Annotated in this window: 27 protein-coding genes and 1 tRNA gene; 3 read left to right on the forward strand and 25 right to left on the reverse strand. The window is 43.2% G+C overall.

All coding sequences use genetic code 11. The features are described 5' to 3' along the window. Nucleotides 1-101 precede the first annotated feature (101 nt). Nucleotides 102-692 (forward strand): helix-turn-helix domain-containing protein, encoded by a 591-nt coding sequence (locus tag J2S07_RS06225; RefSeq protein ID WP_307149544.1) that lies wholly within the window; start codon nt 102-104, stop codon nt 690-692. A gap of 28 nt (nt 693-720) precedes the next feature. Further along, entirely contained in the window at nt 721-954 is a 234-nt protein-coding gene (locus tag J2S07_RS06230; protein ID WP_307149545.1) for a helix-turn-helix domain-containing protein, read from the forward strand. Between the two features lie 56 nt (nt 955-1,010). Here J2S07_RS06230 and J2S07_RS06235 read toward each other — a convergent pair whose 3' ends face one another. From J2S07_RS06235 to J2S07_RS06315, 18 genes are all read right to left on the reverse strand, one after another. Further along, complete coding sequence (locus tag J2S07_RS06235) at nt 1,011-2,015, reverse strand: toprim domain-containing protein (RefSeq protein ID WP_307149546.1); 1,005 nt, start codon at nt 2,013-2,015, stop codon at nt 1,011-1,013. Between the two features lie 4 nt (nt 2,016-2,019). Continuing rightward, nucleotides 2,020-2,217 carry a helix-turn-helix domain-containing protein gene (locus tag J2S07_RS06240; RefSeq protein WP_307149547.1) on the reverse strand — a complete coding sequence of 66 codons (198 nt, stop codon included), beginning with the start codon at nt 2,215-2,217 and terminating at the stop codon, nt 2,020-2,022. A 77-nt stretch (nt 2,218-2,294) separates the two neighbouring features. Continuing rightward, nucleotides 2,295-3,641 (reverse strand): DnaB-like helicase C-terminal domain-containing protein, encoded by a 1,347-nt coding sequence (locus tag J2S07_RS06245; protein WP_307149548.1) that lies wholly within the window; start codon nt 3,639-3,641, stop codon nt 2,295-2,297. A 100-nt stretch (nt 3,642-3,741) separates the two neighbouring features. Continuing rightward, a complete protein-coding gene (locus J2S07_RS06250; RefSeq protein WP_307149549.1) occupies nt 3,742-4,119 on the reverse strand; it encodes a DUF7448 domain-containing protein in 378 nt (125 codons plus the stop codon). A gap of 132 nt (nt 4,120-4,251) precedes the next feature. After that, on the reverse strand, nt 4,252-4,476 hold the full coding sequence (locus tag J2S07_RS06255; protein ID WP_307149550.1) for a hypothetical protein: 225 nt from the start codon (nt 4,474-4,476) through the stop codon (nt 4,252-4,254). Nucleotides 4,477-4,547: 71 nt separating this feature from the next. Next, nucleotides 4,548-4,670: a YodN-related protein gene (locus J2S07_RS22055; RefSeq protein ID WP_510182025.1), complete on the reverse strand. Its 123-nt coding sequence runs from the start codon at nt 4,668-4,670 to the stop codon at nt 4,548-4,550. Between the two features lie 3 nt (nt 4,671-4,673). After that, the gene (locus J2S07_RS06260; protein ID WP_307149551.1) at nt 4,674-4,979 is read right to left on the reverse strand and encodes a hypothetical protein; all 306 of its coding nucleotides are present in this window, start codon (nt 4,977-4,979) and stop codon (nt 4,674-4,676) included. Beyond that, entirely contained in the window at nt 4,976-5,662 is a 687-nt protein-coding gene (locus J2S07_RS06265) for a P-loop NTPase family protein (protein WP_307149552.1), read from the reverse strand. The genes J2S07_RS06260 and J2S07_RS06265 overlap by 4 nt, the downstream gene beginning before the upstream one ends. Nucleotides 5,663-5,790: 128 nt before the next feature. After that, nucleotides 5,791-6,450 (reverse strand): hypothetical protein, encoded by a 660-nt coding sequence (locus tag J2S07_RS06270; RefSeq protein ID WP_307149553.1) that lies wholly within the window; start codon nt 6,448-6,450, stop codon nt 5,791-5,793. A gap of 96 nt (nt 6,451-6,546) precedes the next feature. Continuing rightward, nucleotides 6,547-7,386, reverse strand: a complete 840-nt coding sequence (locus J2S07_RS06275; RefSeq protein ID WP_307149554.1) for a hypothetical protein — start codon at nt 7,384-7,386, stop codon at nt 6,547-6,549. Further along, nucleotides 7,373-8,407: a ParB/RepB/Spo0J family partition protein gene (locus J2S07_RS06280; protein ID WP_307149555.1), complete on the reverse strand. Its 1,035-nt coding sequence runs from the start codon at nt 8,405-8,407 to the stop codon at nt 7,373-7,375. Before J2S07_RS06280 ends, J2S07_RS06275 begins: the two co-directional genes overlap by 14 nt. Nucleotides 8,408-8,429: 22 nt before the next feature. Next, on the reverse strand, nt 8,430-8,819 hold the full coding sequence (locus J2S07_RS06285; RefSeq protein ID WP_307149556.1) for a hypothetical protein: 390 nt from the start codon (nt 8,817-8,819) through the stop codon (nt 8,430-8,432). Nucleotides 8,820-8,944: 125 nt separating this feature from the next. Further along, nucleotides 8,945-9,250 (reverse strand): hypothetical protein, encoded by a 306-nt coding sequence (locus J2S07_RS06290; protein WP_307149557.1) that lies wholly within the window; start codon nt 9,248-9,250, stop codon nt 8,945-8,947. After that, the gene (locus J2S07_RS06295; RefSeq protein ID WP_307149558.1) at nt 9,250-9,486 is read right to left on the reverse strand and encodes a hypothetical protein; all 237 of its coding nucleotides are present in this window, start codon (nt 9,484-9,486) and stop codon (nt 9,250-9,252) included. The genes J2S07_RS06290 and J2S07_RS06295 overlap by 1 nt, the downstream gene beginning before the upstream one ends. 38 nt (nt 9,487-9,524) lie before the next feature. Continuing rightward, a complete protein-coding gene (locus J2S07_RS06300) occupies nt 9,525-9,698 on the reverse strand; it encodes a hypothetical protein (protein ID WP_307149559.1) in 174 nt (57 codons plus the stop codon). A gap of 236 nt (nt 9,699-9,934) precedes the next feature. Next, complete coding sequence (locus J2S07_RS06305) at nt 9,935-10,396, reverse strand: hypothetical protein (RefSeq protein ID WP_307149560.1); 462 nt, start codon at nt 10,394-10,396, stop codon at nt 9,935-9,937. A 248-nt stretch (nt 10,397-10,644) separates the two neighbouring features. Beyond that, a complete protein-coding gene (locus J2S07_RS06310; RefSeq protein WP_307149561.1) occupies nt 10,645-11,601 on the reverse strand; it encodes a tyrosine-type recombinase/integrase in 957 nt (318 codons plus the stop codon). A gap of 201 nt (nt 11,602-11,802) precedes the next feature. Beyond that, nucleotides 11,803-11,899 (reverse strand) — tRNA-Sec (locus J2S07_RS06315). 192 nt (nt 11,900-12,091) lie between these two features. Here J2S07_RS06315 and J2S07_RS06320 point away from each other — a divergent pair. Next, a complete protein-coding gene (locus J2S07_RS06320) occupies nt 12,092-12,517 on the forward strand; it encodes a DUF2621 domain-containing protein (protein ID WP_307149562.1) in 426 nt (141 codons plus the stop codon). Between the two features lie 182 nt (nt 12,518-12,699). Here the strand turns inward: J2S07_RS06320 and J2S07_RS06325 are convergent, their stop codons facing one another. From J2S07_RS06325 to sirA, 7 genes are all read right to left on the reverse strand, one after another. Next, on the reverse strand, nt 12,700-13,188 hold the full coding sequence (locus J2S07_RS06325; RefSeq protein ID WP_307149563.1) for a CcdC family protein: 489 nt from the start codon (nt 13,186-13,188) through the stop codon (nt 12,700-12,702). A 149-nt stretch (nt 13,189-13,337) separates the two neighbouring features. Next, a complete protein-coding gene (locus J2S07_RS06330) occupies nt 13,338-13,697 on the reverse strand; it encodes a response regulator (RefSeq protein WP_307149564.1) in 360 nt (119 codons plus the stop codon). A gap of 163 nt (nt 13,698-13,860) precedes the next feature. Beyond that, complete coding sequence (locus tag J2S07_RS06335) at nt 13,861-14,568, reverse strand: cytochrome c biogenesis CcdA family protein (protein ID WP_307149565.1); 708 nt, start codon at nt 14,566-14,568, stop codon at nt 13,861-13,863. A gap of 143 nt (nt 14,569-14,711) precedes the next feature. Beyond that, a complete protein-coding gene (locus J2S07_RS06340; RefSeq protein WP_307149566.1) occupies nt 14,712-16,502 on the reverse strand; it encodes an ABC transporter ATP-binding protein in 1,791 nt (596 codons plus the stop codon). 5 nt (nt 16,503-16,507) lie between these two features. Next, complete coding sequence (locus tag J2S07_RS06345) at nt 16,508-18,256, reverse strand: ABC transporter transmembrane domain-containing protein (protein ID WP_307149567.1); 1,749 nt, start codon at nt 18,254-18,256, stop codon at nt 16,508-16,510. A gap of 158 nt (nt 18,257-18,414) precedes the next feature. Next, entirely contained in the window at nt 18,415-18,633 is a 219-nt protein-coding gene (locus tag J2S07_RS06350) for a YneF family protein (RefSeq protein ID WP_307149568.1), read from the reverse strand. 78 nt (nt 18,634-18,711) lie between these two features. Next, nucleotides 18,712-19,155 (reverse strand): sporulation inhibitor of replication protein SirA, encoded by a 444-nt coding sequence (gene sirA / locus J2S07_RS06355; protein ID WP_307149569.1) that lies wholly within the window; start codon nt 19,153-19,155, stop codon nt 18,712-18,714. Nucleotides 19,156-19,259: the final 104 nt, after the last annotated feature.

Here is a 19,259-nt window from a genome sequence, read left to right on the forward strand (position 1 = left end):
TATAACTAGGCTATTACATTATTTCAAGTAATAATTGCTAGTTTTTGAATATTTTTATATAATTAGTAATAGAATGAGTAATTTATCTGGAGGTATTGGTAATGGATATTACAAAATACATAGGCAAGGCTATAGCTCATTACAGAGAACAAAAAGAATGGTCGACAGTGCAACTTGCTGAGAAATCGGGCCTTTCACAAGGTTCAATTTCATTATATGAGAATGGTAAAAGAAATCCTTCCGAAGAAGCTATCGAAAAAATAGCGAACGCACTAGGTGTTTCCGTTAAAATATTGCTAGAACGTGCTGAAAGTTTCCATATACAGGACGCACGCTTGGTAAAAGATGTTTCCGGCCGTTATTTAGAACAGGAAAAGAATCCTGCATACGATAGAATGCGGAAAATTGAACGTCTTTACCATATAAACGACCTAGTATTTGAACTTAACCCAGACGTTTTCATAACCCTAAACGCAAAAGTCTACGACCTTCTAGGTGAAACTGAATATGGTCGTAGAGGACTCCATTTGCGTAGAGAGAAAACATCGCTAATTACTCAATTAGTCGAGAAGTCGTTTAGCGAATTTTTAGATGACCATCGTGACGAAATAGCTTATCGCATCGAAGAAAATCTTAAAAAAATGGAAGTAAATGCTTATCAGCTAATTGACGAAATGCGTCAAAATAGATAATTAAATTAATATAACGGAGGTACACGCATTGGCGGTCGAAGTAACTATCACGAATTGTTTACTTCGCGACCGACGCCTTGCTGCCGACCTCACCCAAGAAGAACTAGCACGAATAATCGGTATCAGTAAATCACGAGTATCAGAATATGAGAATATGGAGCGTATAATGTCGTTCACTACCTTAATCAAGTTTGCTTACGTATTAAACTGCGGTATGGACGAATTATACAAGTATAAAATTGTCGGTCGCAGACGAGGATAACGCGCATTTTCCCCGTCTAACCTAAAGTTCCGCAAATGCGTAACCTATACGTAATATTATAGCAATATTTTCGCATAAGAGCGTCGAAACTTGTCGACATTTATCGACGAAATTGGGCGACTTTGGTAATTTCGCAAGTCATAACCAGCAACAAGCGCCTCGTTCGCGTCCTTAAACCGCTCCGGCTTTTCGATTCGTCTCAACTCCACGTGTCCTCGCAACTTAGCCGTCACTTGTTCCGCAAACTTTCGTCCGGCCTTATCGTTATCACCGCCGAGTAATAGCGTTGTAATAGGCGACCGCTTGATGATTTCCGCTTGCTTGTCCGTGAAATTAGCGCCACCGACCGCAATGGCCGGCATCCCAACCGTGCGCCAACTTAATGCGTCGATTTCCGCCTCTTCCAACACTACCGATAGCCCCTCCGCCTGCGAATAAGTCGACAGCAACTCAATACCGTACACCAACTCGCGCACTGGCGTTGCTCCCTTATGATACCAAAATGTTTTGCCGTAGGTAGTGCGATATTTCACGTTGCGCAGTCGATTTTGTGCGTCAAACCACGGAAGTACTACGGCCCTACTATTCGCATCATACCGAATATTGGCGTTACGCTGGACTTCCTCGCTGATGCCCCGCGACTGCAAATACGCGTAGTCCTCGGAATACTTCGCAAGGAGGGCCGGCGACAACTCTATCAATTTCGGTTGCCCTATTTTTAATTTCGGTAGAGTTAGCGTAATAGACTCGCCATCATACCGCGGGGCATAGGCGTCGAGCAAATAGTCCTCAGCTTCCTCCCACGTTTCGTTGCGCAGGAACGCGAGTAGCTTGACGAGTCCGCCTTTCGCCCACTCATCGTCGTAGTAACCGCTATCGCCCCATGTTCCTGCGTAATCGCCATCGAGATTAACGAAAAAACTCGGTGTGTTGTCGTAGCGAAATGGGCTCGCGGCGATTAGCTTATCGCTTGTCCACCGCGGGCGTGTCCAGTTGAATTCGCGAAGCTCTTGTTCAACGTCAACGTCAACCGTTTGTCCTTGTATTTTTATATTCGCCATAACCTTACGCCCCCGTTCTTCGCTCGATTTTTATTTCCGCATTTAGAACATCGCATATCCGTTTTAACGTATTGTAATCGATATTGCGCGTGCCTTTCTCGTATTGGCTAATACTCTGCTGTGTATGTCCGGTCAATTCCGCTAGTTGTTTCTGCGTTAAACCCGCTTCTACTCTCAATCTCTTAATTGTTTCCCCCGCCATCAATATCGCCCCCTGCTGCTATATCATTCCGTATGCTCCTTTATTATAAACGATTTTGTCCCGCATTTAAGATAGATTCAGAAGTGACTTGCGGCCGCCTCGCCCATATCCAACGCACGTACTACGCCAACTTGCGGAATATACAAGATTTCGCCAACTTCGCCCTCGCCGCCGTCACGACCCTTATTTAAGCCGATTAGTCCGCGTCCTTGTTTGTAGTCGGTGTCGATTCCGATGAGTAAATACGCATCTTCAAGCAGTTGCTTCGTTTTCTTAACGTCCTCACGAGCCGGTATCTTTAACTCGCGATTGCCGTCATCGTCCTCAGTCTGCTTGCCTTCATCCGCTTGTGTTATCGCGAATATGACGGTATGGGTGCGCCCGGCAAGGTGGCGAAGTTTTTTCGACGTTTCAGCCGCATCGCCGCCCGCTGTTTTCGACGTGTTACGCTCGTAGTCGAGGTAATAGAACGGGTCAAGCACAACTACGTCCGCCTTCGTTTGCATAATGTCCGCCTCAAGCTGTCGAAGTGTTCGGCTGTTAAAGTCCTCGTCATCGACCGCTCGCACCGTGATATTACCGGAGATTTGCTCGTTTATGGTGTCGACAAAGAATCGGAAGGCAGTTTCGAACTCTTCGGAAAGCTTGCCGTAGCGTACCTCGCTCGAGTCGAAGCCAGCCGTTAAGTCCATACCGTGAGTGTTCGCCGTGGTCACGCCTTGTCGACCGCTAAGGCTGACGAATATGCGCACCCACACCTCGAACCATCCCATTTCCATCGCCCATATAAGTACGTTTGCGCCTTGCGTTGCGGCTTCGATGGCTTCCTCGAGTGTGACGACGGACTTACCCCGCCCCGACTTACCGTAAACCGTGTAGACGTTCGAGGATACGTAGCCCCCGACGGTTTTATTAATGAAGTCAAACTTCGATTGCCACAGGCGGAACGACTCGCCGGCTTTACGCCGTTCGTATTCGCTCATGAACTTCTCGCCGACCGTCGCCAATTCCGTTCCTATTTCGTTACGAACGCTTGTTCTTATTTTAATCGATTCTATTTCCGTTTGCAACCAATCGAAGAACGAAAATACGTCCTTTTGTCCGACCTCATCGAATTTTTGCGCGAGTTGTCGTTCGACCAAGTCCTTAAATGCGAGCTGCGCGGAATGCTTCTTTATTTCCTTCGTTAAGTATTCATAGCTGTCGCTTACTTGTGGAGTGTATACGAAGTCGGGGCATTCCGCGGTGACGGTCGCATAACTAGGCGCTTGGCCACGATTGCGTTCGGCATAGTCCGCGATAAACCGAAAGACCTGCCTATCGCCTTCGGTTGTTAAAGATTTCTCGTCAATGCCGAAACGGGTTAGCGCCTGAACGTCGTTGTTATCGATAACTTTCGAGAATAATAGATTTGCGTGGTGCATTCGTTCGACCTCCTTTGCTTAATCGTTACTATACTCGCTAGTTTTAAACGGTGCAATACCGATAATTTTCGCTTGTTGCGCATCTTTATCGGACTACTCGTTAAGCTTCTACAATTGGAAAGTGTATTCCATTTACAACAAATGAGCCAACTGAATAGTAATAACCCCCATTACCTGCATCTGCCGTCATTTCAGCTAAAGCAATAGGATTCTGATTATGAAATAGTGTTACTGTAACCTCATTTATAGTTGTATATTCATCTGGAATATTAACTTGTTCTCCAACTTCTACGTTTGTAATTACCGCATCTAATTTAACATTGCTAAACTTACCACTTGCACTTGCACAGCAATCTTGTTCACTTTCTTCAAGAGTAACGATTGTACCATCATCTAACACCAGTTTATTTTCATCCCATTCAACAATGCGTTTATAAAGTAAATGTTTGTTTAAATCTTTAAAATCACCATAGTTCATCTATAAAACCTCCTAATTGATTCGGACTGTTCGGTAATTAATGTCGTTTAATCTTCGGAATGTTCATTAAGACAAGTGAAACAATTCTTCCATCTTGTCCTCTGAGATTGAAATATCAATATCGCTACCAAACTACGACATAGTAGATTCTAAGATATTCAAACCAATCTTTGTGTTTTCGTCTATTTCAGTAGACATTTCATACATGTTTCTAAAAACTATCTTATTCCCTTGTTTTTTGAAAACCCCAGGCATTCTCCATGTCCAACCGTTACCTATTCTCCCAGTTACTATTAAACTTTCATCAAATGGAATTTCGGATATACTGTCAATCGTCCCAACTTTTTTATATAGCATTTTCTATCCACTCCTTTATGTCGCTTAATGTTTCTGATGTCGTACAGTTTTTGTCGATTGTTCATTAAAATTTATTTTTCGACAATTTCCGCAAGTTCCTTCTCGAGCGCTTCTAGCCTGTCCGCATATTCTCCATCACCAAACTCGTCCGCCAACCGTTTATAATCGTTGTACTCGTCTAATAAGGCGTCAATTTGTTACCGTTTGCTCTGCACTTTCGGAAAATCGACCCATAGCGTTTCGGTGCCGTACACCGCCGGAAATAACCACGACTCGTTATACCATGCGTCATCACCATCGAATTGATAGACGTACACTCCAACGTTACTCACGAATGCACTCTGCTTTACAATTTCCACGCGAGGCGGGCGAATATCATCCGATACCATACCGTCGAGCACATACGGATTGAAAAGTACCACTACGTCGCCAGGCTGATACGCAGGCTCGAGCGCAAAGTCATCGAATTTGTGGCGCTTGAATAACCTTTTTAGCCAGTTCATTTCCGCATCCCCCTTTTGCTTCCGCCTTCGAATTCAATCGGCACACACATATCGCGCATCCTATCGTACAGCCTAGCGTCAAACACTTGCGCCATATCCTCGATTGGTAGATTCGAAGTGTAAACGGTCGGCAGTCCGTTAGCCGTGCGATAGTTAATAATCGTATGCAAGTCGCCTCTAAACGCATCGGTTGCCCCGCGCACGCCAATATCGTCGATGACGGCAAACGGTGCGTGCTTCGCCTTTTCCATCGAGGTATAATACGGACGGCTGTATTGCTCGGCGATGTCTTGCGGAATGTTGCCGCGATTAAAGCCGAGGAACAACGTTTGCCATTCGTTAACGTCGAGGAAGTAAGCCGGCAGCTGTAACGGTTGCCGCCCGCGCTTAACCGAGCCGACGTAATGCGTGACTATCCATTCGTTCAGCACCGCGCTAGCCGTTGTGGTCTTGCCGGTGCCTGGCGACTCCGAAAAGAGGTACAGCGATTTAATGCGGTTGTGTGTATCTTTTCCGCCTTGTTCCGCTTTATCATCGAACTGTCGCTCGAAAGTTTTTACATATGCGTCAATTAACCGATAAGCCTGCGCTTGCTCCTTCCGCGCGGGCGAGTTTGCCGTTGTGGTTAAGCGATAGTCAGCCGGCACATTTGCGAGTCCTGCCCGACCGCTTTTGCCGGTCATTCCGTGCATTCCGATGAAGTGCGCACATGTTCGGTTGCATGACGCGGAGTTTGCGAGTTTGCATTGCGAAGATAGAATGCAAGTGTTAGCGTGTGTGTTCGTCAATGGCGTTCAATCCTTTCCGTTATTTATTCGCGCGAGTCGTCGATGATATCTAAACCCTCTTTCGGCGCGTACAATGACCGTCCTGTCTCGTATTTGCCGTACGCCCACCCTCGGCCATCAACTCGGTCTGCCTTCGCAATTTCTAGCGAGGTCTTACCGCGGACAACGTCACCCACGCGAACCTCCGTCGGCTGTGGCGCGTTCAAATATTCCGACGGCACTTCGAGTCCTAGCGCCCTTCTTAGAGCGATTGCCTTGCCGATGTGGACGTTGAAGCAGTCGGTCAGCGCGCACTTGGCGATTCCGCGGAAACTTGTACGTGTTTTTTCGTAGAATGGTGAGTGATACGTGATGTAACAAACTACTGTTCTTTTTTCCGCATTCACATCGAAATTCACTTTTTCGCTCGCCGGGTCAAACGCGCTCGGGCCATAATTTAGCGAATGACATCCCGGGCGCCATGTCGTACTCAACTCCGCCACATCGCGCTTTGCCATTTCGACGATTTCGTCGCGATGCTCTTGCGCGGTGATTGGCGTAAACTTTCCGACCGGCGCAACCGCTTGTAAATCTCGTTTAGCATCCTCGTAACCTTTCGCCAATGCCGCAAGTCGCAATTCTTCGATTGCTTCGCGCGCTTGTTCGACCGCCTTTTCGTAACGTGCTTCGATTTCGTTTTTCATTCCGAATTCCTCCCCGTTTTTAGTTGCCCGACCTTTTGCCGAAAGTCGAGGCGTTTGATTGCGTTGTCTAGCGCTTGCCTATTGCGTTAGACTGCTTTATTGTGCCGCAAGCATTCGGATTAATTTATTGCGGTCGATTCCTAAGGTATCAACAAAGTGAATAAACGCTTTTTCAGTAATAACATCCTTTGTTTTTCCCTTTACTTTAGCGAATAATGGTGCTGTATCTGTCTCAACATTTACGAAAGTAAGATTATCTGTTAATGACTGTTTCTTAGATTCGATAGCACTCTCTCGTCTAGCGTAAAAAGGTTCATCTCTAAAATGGTCAACTATAACACTACGAAAATCTGATTCTCTAACAACGTCCTTTAATTCGCTGTCATCGTGTGGGTTAATATCTGCTAATTTCAACCAACTTTCGTACTCCTTACTTGCGGTTATTAGTCTCTTATTAACTGCGATCCCAGTTACAATCTCCGTTTCCGGTTTTAGTGTGATTCCTGCAATGTAGTCAGTTTGAAGTGTTTCTTTTAGTATCAAGTCTCTTAAAGCGTAATAAAATTTGTGGATAGATATCCCTTTCTCTTTCAAGTCTTTAAGTAAAGGGCTGTTTGTTTTTTGCAAATGCTCTACTATTGCTTTTGCTCTGTCTCCAGCGTACTTAGTTGTGAGAATTTCTGAATTCCCTTCAATCACGCCGTATCGTTGGCAAGCTAAATTTGCTTTATACACTCCTATGAACTTTGCGTGATGCTCTCCTCTCTTTAGTACGCCATGCGTTCTTAGAACATCAACTACTAACGGTGATTGATAAAGTAAATCCGACGCTTTTTCTTCTGCAAATAATCGAAAACCTACGTTCCTTCTTGTATTCCTTTCGAGTCTTGCAAATACCGCACTTCCAACTGTTTCATCAGTTCTATTCTTCTTCATTTAAAATTCCTCCCATCGTTTCTAAAAATTTATTCAATTTATTTTCATCTTTAGACAATAAAAACGTCTTTGTTACAAACTCGAAGAATAAGCGTTTTTTTGCGTCAACTTCGAAAGTTTCAAGTAGGAGTAACGCTCCTTCCGCAATCGAGTGTAGCTGTTTGTTATACGCTTGTACCGTTTCTTCATCAGCTTCATTTAGTAGATCGAAGTCATGTACAAACTCTCGAGTAAATTGAGGAAGTCTTGTTGCGATTTTATTTCGGAGAATACTTATAGGTGATAAGGATTCCTCGTCGCTCTCAGACACAGTAACTTCGCTCGCTGATTCCTCCGATTCTACTGCGATTCTGTTAATTTTTTCGGCTATATTCGTTTTTTCTTCGTTTGACTCTTCGACGACTGTCGGTTCGTCTCTCTTCATTTCTGTGTGTGCTTTGTTTATCGAATACTTTCCCTCAAATACAAGCTGAAATAGGTCATCGCGCGATTTATACACAGCTAACAACTGATACATATACCTTGCTGTAATGCCTACTTTATCTGCAAGAATTTTAGCAGTTTCTCCATTGACTTCCCGTTCCTGAAATATTTCAGTATCGGTATTCTGCACTAGAGTAGACAATTGACGCTTTTTCGCTTTTTTACGTTCTTCTTCATAATACAAGCGAATAATAATTGACGCTTTTTGCCCGCTTTTCAAGTCATCTCGACTTAACTTGGTTTCCGTAATGTACTTTGCTATGTCGTCCTCGGAAATATCCTCAAAGACAACTCGTACACTTTCGATGCCTAACTCTCTCGCCGCTCTTAGTCGGTGCTTTCCGTCAATGACACGAAACCCTCTCGTTACAACAATCGGTTGAAGTATTCCGTTTGCTACGATTCCCGCTTTAAATACTCGCCAAGCCTTCTCGCTCATGTTCGGTGATAATTCCGACTGCATACTGTGTTCTGTTAATTGCGACGTTGCGACTTCGATTACTTGCGCCACATCACCGCCCCTCATTAATTCGCTCATTACTTTCCCTCCTTCTATTTCGTTACATCCAATCCGCCAATTCCTCGACGTCAATTTGCGCCTGTTGGCGTCTCTCCTTCGACTGCTTCGCCCTTGCTACCTCCGCCAACACTCTCGGTAGCACTCGCGCCCGTTGATAACTGAACATGAACGAAAAGCTGAGTCCGGGGTATTGCGCCGTCGGGCGATACTCCTCGAAGCAACCGTCGATAAATTTCCGCACGACCTCCGCCCCATGCTCCGCAATCATCGACTTGAGCCAGCGCCCTTCAATGCCGTAATTGCGCGTTGTGTAGGCGATGCCGTAGCGTCGCTCGTGCTCGTCCTTTAAATACGCTTGAAACGTGGCAACCGTCCAGTCGGCTACGGCTCGGTTGCGCCAGTCCTTTGCGAGTGGTTTCCGTTTATTCACATCGATTACCTCCTTTTACTTTATACATTGCGAAATTACCCCGAGTAGGCTACCTCGTTTTCGCTTATAATTTACGGCGTTTTAGCCGTTGTTTGCTCGGTAGGTATAAACGGTATACCTTGCGTCTAACTCGTCAGCACGGCTTTAATTTCGCGTCTAATCGCTTGCAATTCGTCAAGTAACTCCGAAATTGTTTCCGCGCTACTCGTTAACTGTACCTGACGAACAATCCAATTAAGCGCCTGCTCTACGTCCCGACAATACGCAACCTCGCGCCATTCTTCGCGCGGTGTTGGGTCGGCTCCTTCCGCTTGGCGCTTCGCCCACCCGGGCGCTTTCGTTGGGTCTACGATGTGCTTGCGGTTGACGATTACTTGATACGAGTCAGACGTTAGTTTAAATTCGGAATTGACTTCGATATTTAACGACATTATGCGTTCACTCCTTCGATTTTGATTCCGAGAAATGTTAGCGTTGTTTTTATTGTTGTAGACTTCGCGAGGTATATCTGATATTCCGTTCCCGTCGATTTCAGGCGCAATTCTTCGCACTTTTTGAAATATTCCTTAACTGCGTCTTCAGGCGTCTTTTCGATTTCGTAACCGTTGACGAGTGCGGACATTAACCCTTTTTCGTCACCCGCAAAATGCTTCGCTAGAAGATTCATTCGATAATCGTTACCTCCACCGCAATTAAATACGTCATCTAAATTTGCGTTAAATACCGTTCCCATTCCGTCATTTTGTAATTAATGCTTCCTTCTGAACTAATCCAAACTTTGCCTTTTTGGTCTTTCCAAAACACATACCCGCCATCAACTTCAAGAAATTCATAACCAAACCACTTTAAATACCTTTTTACCCTTTGTTCCCAGTTCACAAAATCCCCTCACTTCTAAAAATGTTTTAATTTCAAAACAGTTGCGCTATTCGCATTCGCTCATATCGCTACGCTTGTTATTTATTGCGAAAATATATTAATAGAATCGTAGCGACAATGTAATGAAATGAAATTGGCGCAATGTATTTATTCTTTTTAAAAGAATTCTTTTTAAAGATATTCTTTTTCATTAACGCTAGCGTAGAGTTAAATCTCCGCCAATGTAGAGCTAATCTTCACGCCGATAGATTAACGCCTTTCTCCTTACCGAGTAACTTACCGATGGAACCGCCTTGCCTTGCGATTACCTCGCGCAACTTTTCGGCAACTTGCGTCTCCTTTTCGCGAAACTGCGCTCGCTCTAACGGGTCATGCACGATATAGTAAATCTTATCTTTACCTCGACCGCTCGGCTTGCGCTCAATCGTTACGAGTCCGCTCGCTTCGAGGATTTCGTCGAGGATTGGCAACGTCGAAAACGAAAGCTGAAACTTTTCCGTTACCTTGCTGCGCCCGTTCCACGCCCTGCCTTGGTCGAAACTTGCGACGTCGTTGTTACGGTAGCGCAACAAGTACAGATAGTACAGCGTTGCCTTGTCGCCAATGTACGGATGGTACAAGTCGAATAACTCGTGGAACATTAGCGAAAAGCCGGTGCGTGTGTTGCCCGTGCGAATATATGCATTTGATTGCGTCATAGTTGCGCATGACCTCCTTTATTTAATTTGCGTAAGTTATATATGCGTTGGTGTAGATTTACGAGCACGGTTAATTGCGCCTTATACTTTACTATACGAAGTCCAATTAAAATCCGCACACTTTTTTGAAAACTTTTACGCCTTCACCTAAGATATTCGCTCGCCCATCCGTAAATTGGTTCACATTCGCGAAAATAATGCAAAAAAAAATCGCCAACCCCGAAAGGCTGACGATTAGTTTCCGCTATTTAATTCTTAAACACGTAATTTAACGGCGAATGTACGCTATGCTGATTCTGTACGTCCATGTTCGTCATTTGCACGTATCGGCGTACCATATTCATATGCGTGTGCCCGAGTATCTTCTGTAAGCTAAACGGATCGCCTCCGTTTAATATGTAGAATAACGCGCCCGTGTGCCGAAGCGTGTGCGGACTGACCCGCTTGTCCTTTATTTTCGCTATCTGCCCCGCCACTCGTAAGTTGTCGCGCAGTGTCGACTCGCTCATTGGCTCGCCCTCATACGTTAGAAAAACGTAATCGACGCCAAAGTCATCCGTTTCGCGCATATATTCCGATAGGAGTTTCGCCGTCCGAGCGCTTATCGGCACGTAGCGCCCAACTCGCGGCTTTGTATCTTCCGGCTCTAGCCAAATTCGCATTGTCTTAAAATCAACGTTGCGCCGCCGAATATTGACGAGTTCGAACACGCGCACTAACGTATCGAGCAAAACGTATGTTGCGACTTTTAGGCGAAATCCTGTGTAACTACTATCGTCGCAAGCCCCGACGAGTCGGCGAAATTCATCGGTCGTCAGCGCATCGACTTTATCATACGAATCTTTTATCGGCTTGAATCGGCGGTGAATCGGCTCGTTTAGCCAGCCTTTTTCTTCGTAGGCATAGCGCAGGAACGACCGCACCGTCCTTACGCGAATATTAACCGTGCCCGCCGCGTAGTCTTTTTCCTCGATCATATACGTTATCCATCCCATGAACACTTCGGTCGTCATTTCGTCCGCCGATAACTCCGCGTTAAGATAATCCTTCAAGTACGTAAAATTCGTGTAATGTTCCTCGATTGTCCGTTTCGCAAGCCCCTCACCTTTCTTGACGAGCATATATTGTTCGAACATTTCCGTCATCGTCAACGGAAATTCGGAGGTTTCCTTGCGCGCGTACCTCCGCTGTAAACCTTTGCGCATAATAAAAAGCCCCTTTCGCTATGAATTGCGTAAGAGACTTCGGAACTGTACGGTTTCAGCCGACTATCAAAACGGTCTTTCCGCTCGGCCTAGCACGGTCTTTACTCAAACCGCCCGAAAACCGTTACGGATAACGCGTCAATCATCGGAATCAATCACCGCCCAATCTGCGGCACAAATGCCGACGTGATGCGGGTTTATTGGCGGGACCGCCTGGGAATCGAACCCAGCTGAGACGGCACGCGCCTCACGTACGGTTTTGAAGACCGCGGGGGACACCAGTACCCCATTCGACCCCGAATCGACAACTATCATTATACCGAGAAACTAATTACCTTTCAATAGAAACTCGTCCATTCTATTAGTTTGTCACAGGACATTCACAAATGAGAAAAAATTATCCCTTCTATCGAACGTAAGGTTATTCCTTGTCTTATCACATCCAAACCGTCTATAATAGTGGATAGAAATTACAGTGCAGGTGAAGTATATGCTTGAAGGATGGTTTTCTTGGTTTATTCTTATTTGGGTATTTATTTTCGCCGGTTCGATGGCGATCGGCGGATATTTTATGTTCAGAAAGTTTTTGAAAAAGATGCCAAAGGAAGATGGAAAATCCGACATGGATTGGGAGGAATACTATGTCGAGCAGACAAAACATCTTTGGCAGCAGAAGGAAAAGGATTTGCTTGAGGACCTAGTCAGTCCAGTTCCAGAATTATTCCGTGACGTAGCAAGACATAAGATCGCGGGGAAAATTGGAGAGCTCACATTAAATGAAAAAAGCGATAAGATTACACAGGACTTAGTCATTCGAGGTTACATCATGGCCACTCCAAAGCGAGATCATAAATTTTTGCTCAAAAAATTGAATGAGAAAAAAATAGATGTAGGTCCCTATCAGCATTTGTTCTAAGGCTCTGTTTATTTATTTTCGCTTGTATACTACCTTATGTGTATGGGTTCACTTCGCTGCTCGTACCGAGCAAAACACGTTCACTCCATACACATAAGGCTAGAATCAATCTGAATATTGAACACAGTCTGTAAAAAAACGGTCGAATTTTGGTATTCGACCGTTTTTTTGTTGAATCTATTCTAGGCCAGCTCCGTAGGAGTCTTACCATATAGCTCATCCCTTAATTTCCGGTAGTTGACATACATGGCAACGCGCCAAGGGACAATCATCGCAAAGGCAAGGAGCCAGAACATGCCACCTAGCTGCCCTACGTCAATGGAAGCACTCAAAATCGACTTAGCAACTAACCGAATGATAATCAAACTCACCAAAATATAAATAAAGGCTTTTGAGCGTTTTAGGTAAATATCATTATCACGAATTTCGAATTTTGATGTCTTGATTAACAATAGAGAAAATAAGAATCCGACAATAACCGCTTCTAATATCTCAAGCGGGGTCAAGCGAAACATAGGAAAAATAAACATCAATGCACCAGTGCTCATAAAAATAGGTGGTAAAATAATTTTCTTTGCAGATACTGGCTTCTTCGCTGATTTCATTCGGACAAACAAAGCAAAAAATGCCATGAAAACAGCACCAACAGACGTAATCACAACGTAGTTCATACTGGTCATCCTTTACTTAATAAGATATTCCCCATCATTATATATGAAACACACACTGAAAGGGAAAGAAAAAAAGATGTAGGGATATGATTTCATCGAAAAACAAATATAAAAACCATTTAAGATTGATACTTAAATGGTTTGACATTTTAATTTAAGACCCGGTTGATTGCCTCAAGCACTCTCCCTTCATCGAAGGGCTTCACAATAAAATCCTTTGCCCCGGCTTCAATCGCCTCCACAACCATTTTTTGCTGGCCCATCGCCGAGCACATAATGATTTTTGCTTGAGGAAACTCTTTTCTAATTTCCCTAATGGCATCAAGACCACTCATTTCAGGCATTGTAATATCTAATGTAACTAAATCTGGATTTAACTTTCTGTACAGCTCGATAGCTTCTATCCCATTTTCCCCTTCTCCTACAATCTCGTGATTCGCTTTCGTTAGGATATTGGAAAGTGTCATTCTCATAAATTTTGCATCGTCAACTATTAATATTCTTGCCATCGTTGTATACCCCCAGATTTATCACAGAAGAATTACATAATTATTTTCAATATAAGCATGCAATTAATAATATAATCGACAGAACCTACAATTTCAATCAATACATTCCGACAAATTTCTCTCTATGCATTTGCGTACGGACAGTGGTAGAAAAATGGCTTCACTAGAAACCTACGAAGCCACCAAACAAACCAGAAAAAACAGCAATAATTTTTGTCATCCAATCAAAGAAAAGAACAATTCCCATGACAATCATAATATAGCCACCGATTTTCATAATCAGAACATTATGTTTTCTGATCCATTTCATCTTTCCAATGAAGAATGAAAGGAGTAAGAATGGAATAGCGAAACCAAGGATGTAGGCAATCATATAAAACAGTGCAGAGCCTGGATTGGATGCAGCAAGCAAAATCACTGACATGAGAATTGGACCGGTACAAGGTGTCCAGCCCGCTGCGAAAGCAATACCAATTAGCACAGAGCCGAAATAGCCTGATGGTCTGTTTTTAAACTCAAATTTTCGGTCCTTCATGAGAAACTCTGGACTGATAATTCCTACAATCATAAGTCCGAAAAAGACAATGAAAATCGCTCCAAGTTGGCGAATTAGATCTTGATATTTACTGAAAAACTCGCCAATAAACGTCGTACTGAAGCCAAGTGCTAGGAATATGATTGAGAATCCTAATAGGAAAAAGAGGGTATGTAGTAGACTCCTTTTTTGTAGCATAGCATTCTCATTCTTCAGCTCTCCAACGGACATTCCCGTAATATAAGACAGGAAAGCAGGATACAATGGCAAACAACATGGAGAAATGAAGCTAAGGAAGCCCGCCCCGAATGCCAGAAATACATTCACATCTGTCATATTAACAACTCCAGTAAAAAAACAATATTATGCCTACATTCTATCAGAGTTTCTCCACAATTGATAATGAATAGACTGTGAACAAACTGTGACAGCCCATTCATTATCCTTTTTTTACATACGAAAGCCGCTGTATTTAATAACTAGCTTATCACATCCACGTATTTTTCCACTGAACCATTCTGTAGAAGATACATTTTGTGATACAGACCCGTTTGCGCTAGAAGCTCTTGATGGGTACCTCGTTCAACAATTTCACCCTGATGCAGCACAAGAATCAGATTGGCATCCTGGATTGTCGAGAGACGGTGGGCGATGGCAATCGTTGTTCGACCTTCTCTCATTTTGGCCAATGCCGTTTGTATCGCTTCCTCTGTTTCCGTATCAATATTTGCCGTAGCCTCATCCAAAACAAGGATCTTGGGATTTGCAGCGATTGTTCTAGCAAACGCTATAAGCTGACGCTGACCACTGGAAAAAGTTGAGCCCCTTTCTACAACTGGATGATTCATTCCACCCTCCAGCTTTTCAATAAAATGATGGGCCTGAACGAATCGAGCTGCTTCTTCGATTTCTTCGACACTTAATTCCTTGTTATGTAAGCGAATATTATCCTTCACCGTCCCAAAAAACAAGAATGGATCCTGAAGAACTAGACCAATTTTTCTTCTTAATTCCCCTTCTTGATATTCCTTTATTGATTTCCCATCAATGAGAATTTCACCTCGTTCGAATTCATAAAAGCGCATCATCAAATTGATAATCGAGCTCTTTCCGCTACCCGTATGCCCTACAAGAGCAACCGTTTCACCAGGTTTGGCTGTGAAAGAGATATTTTTCAGGACATCCCTTTTTCCATCGTAGGAGAAAGTTACATTCTTAAATTCAATTTCTCCCGCTTGAATCGATCCGGCATTTCCCATCTGTACTGGCGCGAGCTCCGTTTCATCCAAAAGCCCAAAAACCCTCGATGCAGAAACAATCGCCTGCTGATATAAGGACAACTGGGCCATAAGGTTGTTCACAGGCTCAAAGAATCGGTCTAAGTAATTAATAAAGGCGTATAGGACACCAATCTCAATCGGACTGTTAAAAGAGCTGATGCCAAAAAAACTCAGAACTAAAATTAATGCTCCGATATAGACTAAGTCAATGGCGGGTCTTAGTAATAATCCATCGACGCGAATATTTTTCATTCCTGCGTGGTAATGCTTTTCGTTAATTTCCTCAAATTCTTTCCGGAGTCTCTTTTCCTGACGAAAGACTTGAATGATTCCCATTCCCTGTAAGGATTCACTTAGCTTTGCATTAAGCTGGCTCAGTCTTTCTCTCAAATCAAGATAAAACTTTGAGCTAAGCTGGCGGTACGTACGAATGATGAAATAAAGAATTGGCAGAATGAGGAGGCAGAATAAAGCGAGCTTGACGTTGAGAATAAACATAGCTACAAGAATTCCACCCATTAAAAAACTGCTCTGAATAAACGTCACCAAGACCGTGACAAACATTTCCTTAATGGCTTCCGTATCATTTGTCACCCTTGAAACGATACTTCCAGCCGGTGTTTTATCAAAATATTTCAAACCAAGAGATTGAACCTTTGTGAAAACATCCACCCTCATCGCCTGAATTATTTTTAATGCAATCTCCTGAAATTTCACTAACTGAATATAAGACACAATTACATTTATAATGTGAATACCTAGATAAGCCGTAGCAAGGGTAACGAGTGGACCAAAGACTAAATTCCCCGGTCTTAAATAATCATCAATAAATATTTTTACAAGGATGGGACCTAGAATATCCCCAATCGTTGCAATAAGCAGTAGCGCAAAGGCAAAAATAATAGTCTTAACATGTGGCTTCGTATATGAAAGGAGCCGAAGCAATACATGCAGCTGTTCCTTTCTTTCGGTCTTCGATGACTTTTTCATTAACCTTATCCCCCCTGCTCCACTAATTCCTCTAGCTGCTGCTGTAGGTACATGGCTTTGTACCAGCCATCCTGAGCCATTAACTGTTCATGTGTACCTCGTTCTGTAATGTTGCCCTTGTCTAAAACTAGGATTAAATTGGCATGTTGGATGGCGCTCAGACGATGGGCAGTGATGATCGTTGTTTTGCCTTCACGTTCTCTCTTAAGGGCGGTCAAAATCTCCTCCTCTGTCTTCGCATCGACAGCTGACAGCGAGTCATCAAGAATTAGCACTTCTGGGTCCATCAGCAACGCTCTAGCAATGGAGATTCTCTGTTTCTGTCCTCCGGATAAGGACACACCTCTTTCACCCACCATAGTGTCATAGCCATCAGTGAAACCCAATATATCCTCATGAATATGAGCGTTTCTTGCTGCTTCATAAATTTTCTCTTTTTCTATAAACGGCATGCCAAATGAAATATTTTCTCTAATGGTTGCTGAAAAAAGGAAGTGGTCCTGGGGCACATAGCCTATCGCTTCACGCAATCTGTCCATTCGATAGGTGTTAATAGGTTTTCCCCCAAATGAAATGACACCAGCATCTGTTTCAAACTCACGAATGAGCAATTTTAATAGAGAGGTCTTTCCAGCACCCGTCTTTCCAACAATCCCAAGAGTCTGACCCCTTTTTAAGTGAAAAAAGATGTCCGCTAGCACTGGGTCCTTCTCACCTGGATACGTGAAATGGTGAATCGCAAATTCCAAATCTCCACTTGGAACCTCATTCAATGCATTCTTCTTATCAATGATTTCCCCTTTTTCAGCTAAAAGATTTTTCACGCGATCATAGGAAGCCCTCCCCCGCTCTACGATGTTAAAGAGCCAGCCAAATGCCAGCATGGGCCAAATTAATAGTCCTAGATAGGTGGTAAAAGAAATTAACTGGCCAATGGTCATTTCATCATTCAAGACAAATTTCGCACCAAAGGTAATGGAAAGAAAAAAGGATACCCCGACGATGAGAGAAATGGTTGGATCAAAGAGGGAATCAATTTTGGCAACGGAGATATTTTTTTCGACGACATCCTCCGATTGCTTGCGGAAATCTTCAATATCCTCCTCTTGCTGTCCGAATGTCTTAATCACCTTAATGCCACTAATGCTTTCCTGAGTTTTATCATTTAACGATGAAAAAGCCTCCTGTGCCTTATGAAATCTACGGTGCAAAAGAGTCCCGTACCAGCTCGTTAAGATCGCCATCAATGGCATGGGGATGAGGCAAATCAGCGTTAGCTTCCAACTGATCGTCATCGCCATCGCAATGATGACAAATCCGCCAGTTGCAAGTGAATCCACTAAGGTTAATACACCCGAGCCCGCAGTTTGTTGGATGGCCGCCAGATCATTGGTCGCATGGGCCATCAGATCGCCAACTCTTTTTCGCTGATAGAAGGATTGGGGCATATTAGTAAAATGTTCATATAACTTATTTCTCAGTTGCCGGGCCAGCTTTACAGCAGAACCGAAGATCATGATCCGCCAAAAATAACGAAGGGTATACAGCAATAATCCAGTTCCTATGAGCACCCCGATCCATTTTCCTAAAGCAACGGCCGTCAAAGAACCGGTATCAATCTCGTCGACGACAAAGCCGATGACCTTTGGTGGCACTAATTGTAACAAGGCCACTAATAATAAGAGTAACGTACCGGTAATGTATGCTTTTTTCTCCTGTTTAAAAAACCAACCCAATTCTAAAAAAACTTTCATGCTGACATCCTCCAAACGTAAGCTAAAGACGAAGATAGTTTACCAAATATTTTAAAAATAAGGAAGATTTAATACTACCTTAGTAATAAAAACATTTTTTAAAGCAAATAAAAACCACCCAATCTAAGAGAGATTTAAGTGGTTTTAAATCAAGGCAATTATTTACCTTGCTGCTTATTCATGGCTGCCATCATTTGATTGATTTTCTTCTGCGATGGCTTTTGTCCCATCTGCATCATCATCACTTTAAGCATTTGTTCATTAATTGGTGGATTTTTCTTTAAATAGCTCATCATATATTTACGCGCTATGAAAAATCCGATTGCAACACCAGCAAGAAGTGCTACAACGATTAGTAAGTACCCCCACCATACCATATTTTTTCCTCCTTCATGTTGTCTATCATACAGTGTACTAGACCAAATGCTATTATACAATATTTGCTTCTAATTTTCTTATACAAATTTTCTTTCTTTGATAGGTTTAAGCCAACCATAACGTTGATTTCTTAAATCAATGGCAAGATAATTCTCTTTATTTTTTCGCAATATCTCAAAAAATCTTGTTTCTGCTTCATAGCTCCCCTGTGCTTTAAGGGTCAGATGTCGCTCGGACACCTCTAGTGTTGCTGAGCTTGTTCTCCCGTGATCAATTCCATATAAGCCCCCGCTCACATAGAATCCTTTCGTCATTTGAAGCTGCTGCTGAAGGTACTGATGTAGTCTTATACTTGGAATGGAGTTCGTTATATAGTATATCTGTTTCAACAGAATTGTTTGCAGTTCTCCTTCAGATTCATCATATTCCTGAAACAGTTGAAAGAACATTCCCTCTCGTCCAAAATAATGGGAGGCAAATTCATTATCAATTATGTAAATTTGATAGGTTCTCAAGCACACTCTCCCCCTTCATTCGCACTATTTCTTTTATTATAATGAAAATTCAGGCAAATGTTTGTCTTAAATAGTTAAAAACTTTCACTTTTTTTGTCGAATTTGAAAAT

The sequence above is a fragment of the Anoxybacillus andreesenii genome, assembly GCF_030813005.1.
Lineage (GTDB): Bacteria > Bacillota > Bacilli > Bacillales > Cytobacillaceae > Robertmurraya > Robertmurraya andreesenii.

What these genes read in the sequence shown, in the direction of transcription:
- J2S07_RS06225 (WP_307149544.1), top strand. Translation starts at nt 102, where the DNA reads ATGGATATTACAAAATACATAGGCAAGGCTATAGCTCATTACAGAGAA.
- J2S07_RS06235 (WP_307149546.1), bottom strand. Translation starts at nt 2,015, where the DNA reads ATGGCGAATATAAAAATACAAGGACAAACGGTTGACGTTGACGTTGAA.
- J2S07_RS06240 (WP_307149547.1), bottom strand. Translation starts at nt 2,217, where the DNA reads ATGGCGGGGGAAACAATTAAGAGATTGAGAGTAGAAGCGGGTTTAACG.
- J2S07_RS06245 (WP_307149548.1), bottom strand. Translation starts at nt 3,641, where the DNA reads ATGCACCACGCAAATCTATTATTCTCGAAAGTTATCGATAACAACGAC.
- J2S07_RS06250 (WP_307149549.1), bottom strand. Translation starts at nt 4,119, where the DNA reads ATGAACTATGGTGATTTTAAAGATTTAAACAAACATTTACTTTATAAA.
- J2S07_RS06255 (WP_307149550.1), bottom strand. Translation starts at nt 4,476, where the DNA reads ATGCTATATAAAAAAGTTGGGACGATTGACAGTATATCCGAAATTCCA.
- J2S07_RS06260 (WP_307149551.1), bottom strand. Translation starts at nt 4,979, where the DNA reads ATGAACTGGCTAAAAAGGTTATTCAAGCGCCACAAATTCGATGACTTT.
- J2S07_RS06265 (WP_307149552.1), bottom strand. Translation starts at nt 5,662, where the DNA reads ATGACCGGCAAAAGCGGTCGGGCAGGACTCGCAAATGTGCCGGCTGAC.
- J2S07_RS06270 (WP_307149553.1), bottom strand. Translation starts at nt 6,450, where the DNA reads ATGAAAAACGAAATCGAAGCACGTTACGAAAAGGCGGTCGAACAAGCG.
- J2S07_RS06275 (WP_307149554.1), bottom strand. Translation starts at nt 7,386, where the DNA reads ATGAAGAAGAATAGAACTGATGAAACAGTTGGAAGTGCGGTATTTGCA.
- J2S07_RS06280 (WP_307149555.1), bottom strand. Translation starts at nt 8,407, where the DNA reads ATGAGCGAATTAATGAGGGGCGGTGATGTGGCGCAAGTAATCGAAGTC.
- J2S07_RS06290 (WP_307149557.1), bottom strand. Translation starts at nt 9,250, where the DNA reads ATGTCGTTAAATATCGAAGTCAATTCCGAATTTAAACTAACGTCTGAC.
- J2S07_RS06295 (WP_307149558.1), bottom strand. Translation starts at nt 9,486, where the DNA reads ATGAATCTTCTAGCGAAGCATTTTGCGGGTGACGAAAAAGGGTTAATG.
- J2S07_RS06305 (WP_307149560.1), bottom strand. Translation starts at nt 10,396, where the DNA reads ATGACGCAATCAAATGCATATATTCGCACGGGCAACACACGCACCGGC.
- J2S07_RS06310 (WP_307149561.1), bottom strand. Translation starts at nt 11,601, where the DNA reads ATGCGCAAAGGTTTACAGCGGAGGTACGCGCGCAAGGAAACCTCCGAA.
- J2S07_RS06320 (WP_307149562.1), top strand. Translation starts at nt 12,092, where the DNA reads ATGCTTGAAGGATGGTTTTCTTGGTTTATTCTTATTTGGGTATTTATT.
- J2S07_RS06325 (WP_307149563.1), bottom strand. Translation starts at nt 13,188, where the DNA reads ATGAACTACGTTGTGATTACGTCTGTTGGTGCTGTTTTCATGGCATTT.
- J2S07_RS06330 (WP_307149564.1), bottom strand. Translation starts at nt 13,697, where the DNA reads ATGGCAAGAATATTAATAGTTGACGATGCAAAATTTATGAGAATGACA.
- J2S07_RS06335 (WP_307149565.1), bottom strand. Translation starts at nt 14,568, where the DNA reads ATGACAGATGTGAATGTATTTCTGGCATTCGGGGCGGGCTTCCTTAGC.
- J2S07_RS06340 (WP_307149566.1), bottom strand. Translation starts at nt 16,502, where the DNA reads ATGAAAAAGTCATCGAAGACCGAAAGAAAGGAACAGCTGCATGTATTG.
- J2S07_RS06345 (WP_307149567.1), bottom strand. Translation starts at nt 18,256, where the DNA reads ATGAAAGTTTTTTTAGAATTGGGTTGGTTTTTTAAACAGGAGAAAAAA.
- J2S07_RS06350 (WP_307149568.1), bottom strand. Translation starts at nt 18,633, where the DNA reads ATGGTATGGTGGGGGTACTTACTAATCGTTGTAGCACTTCTTGCTGGT.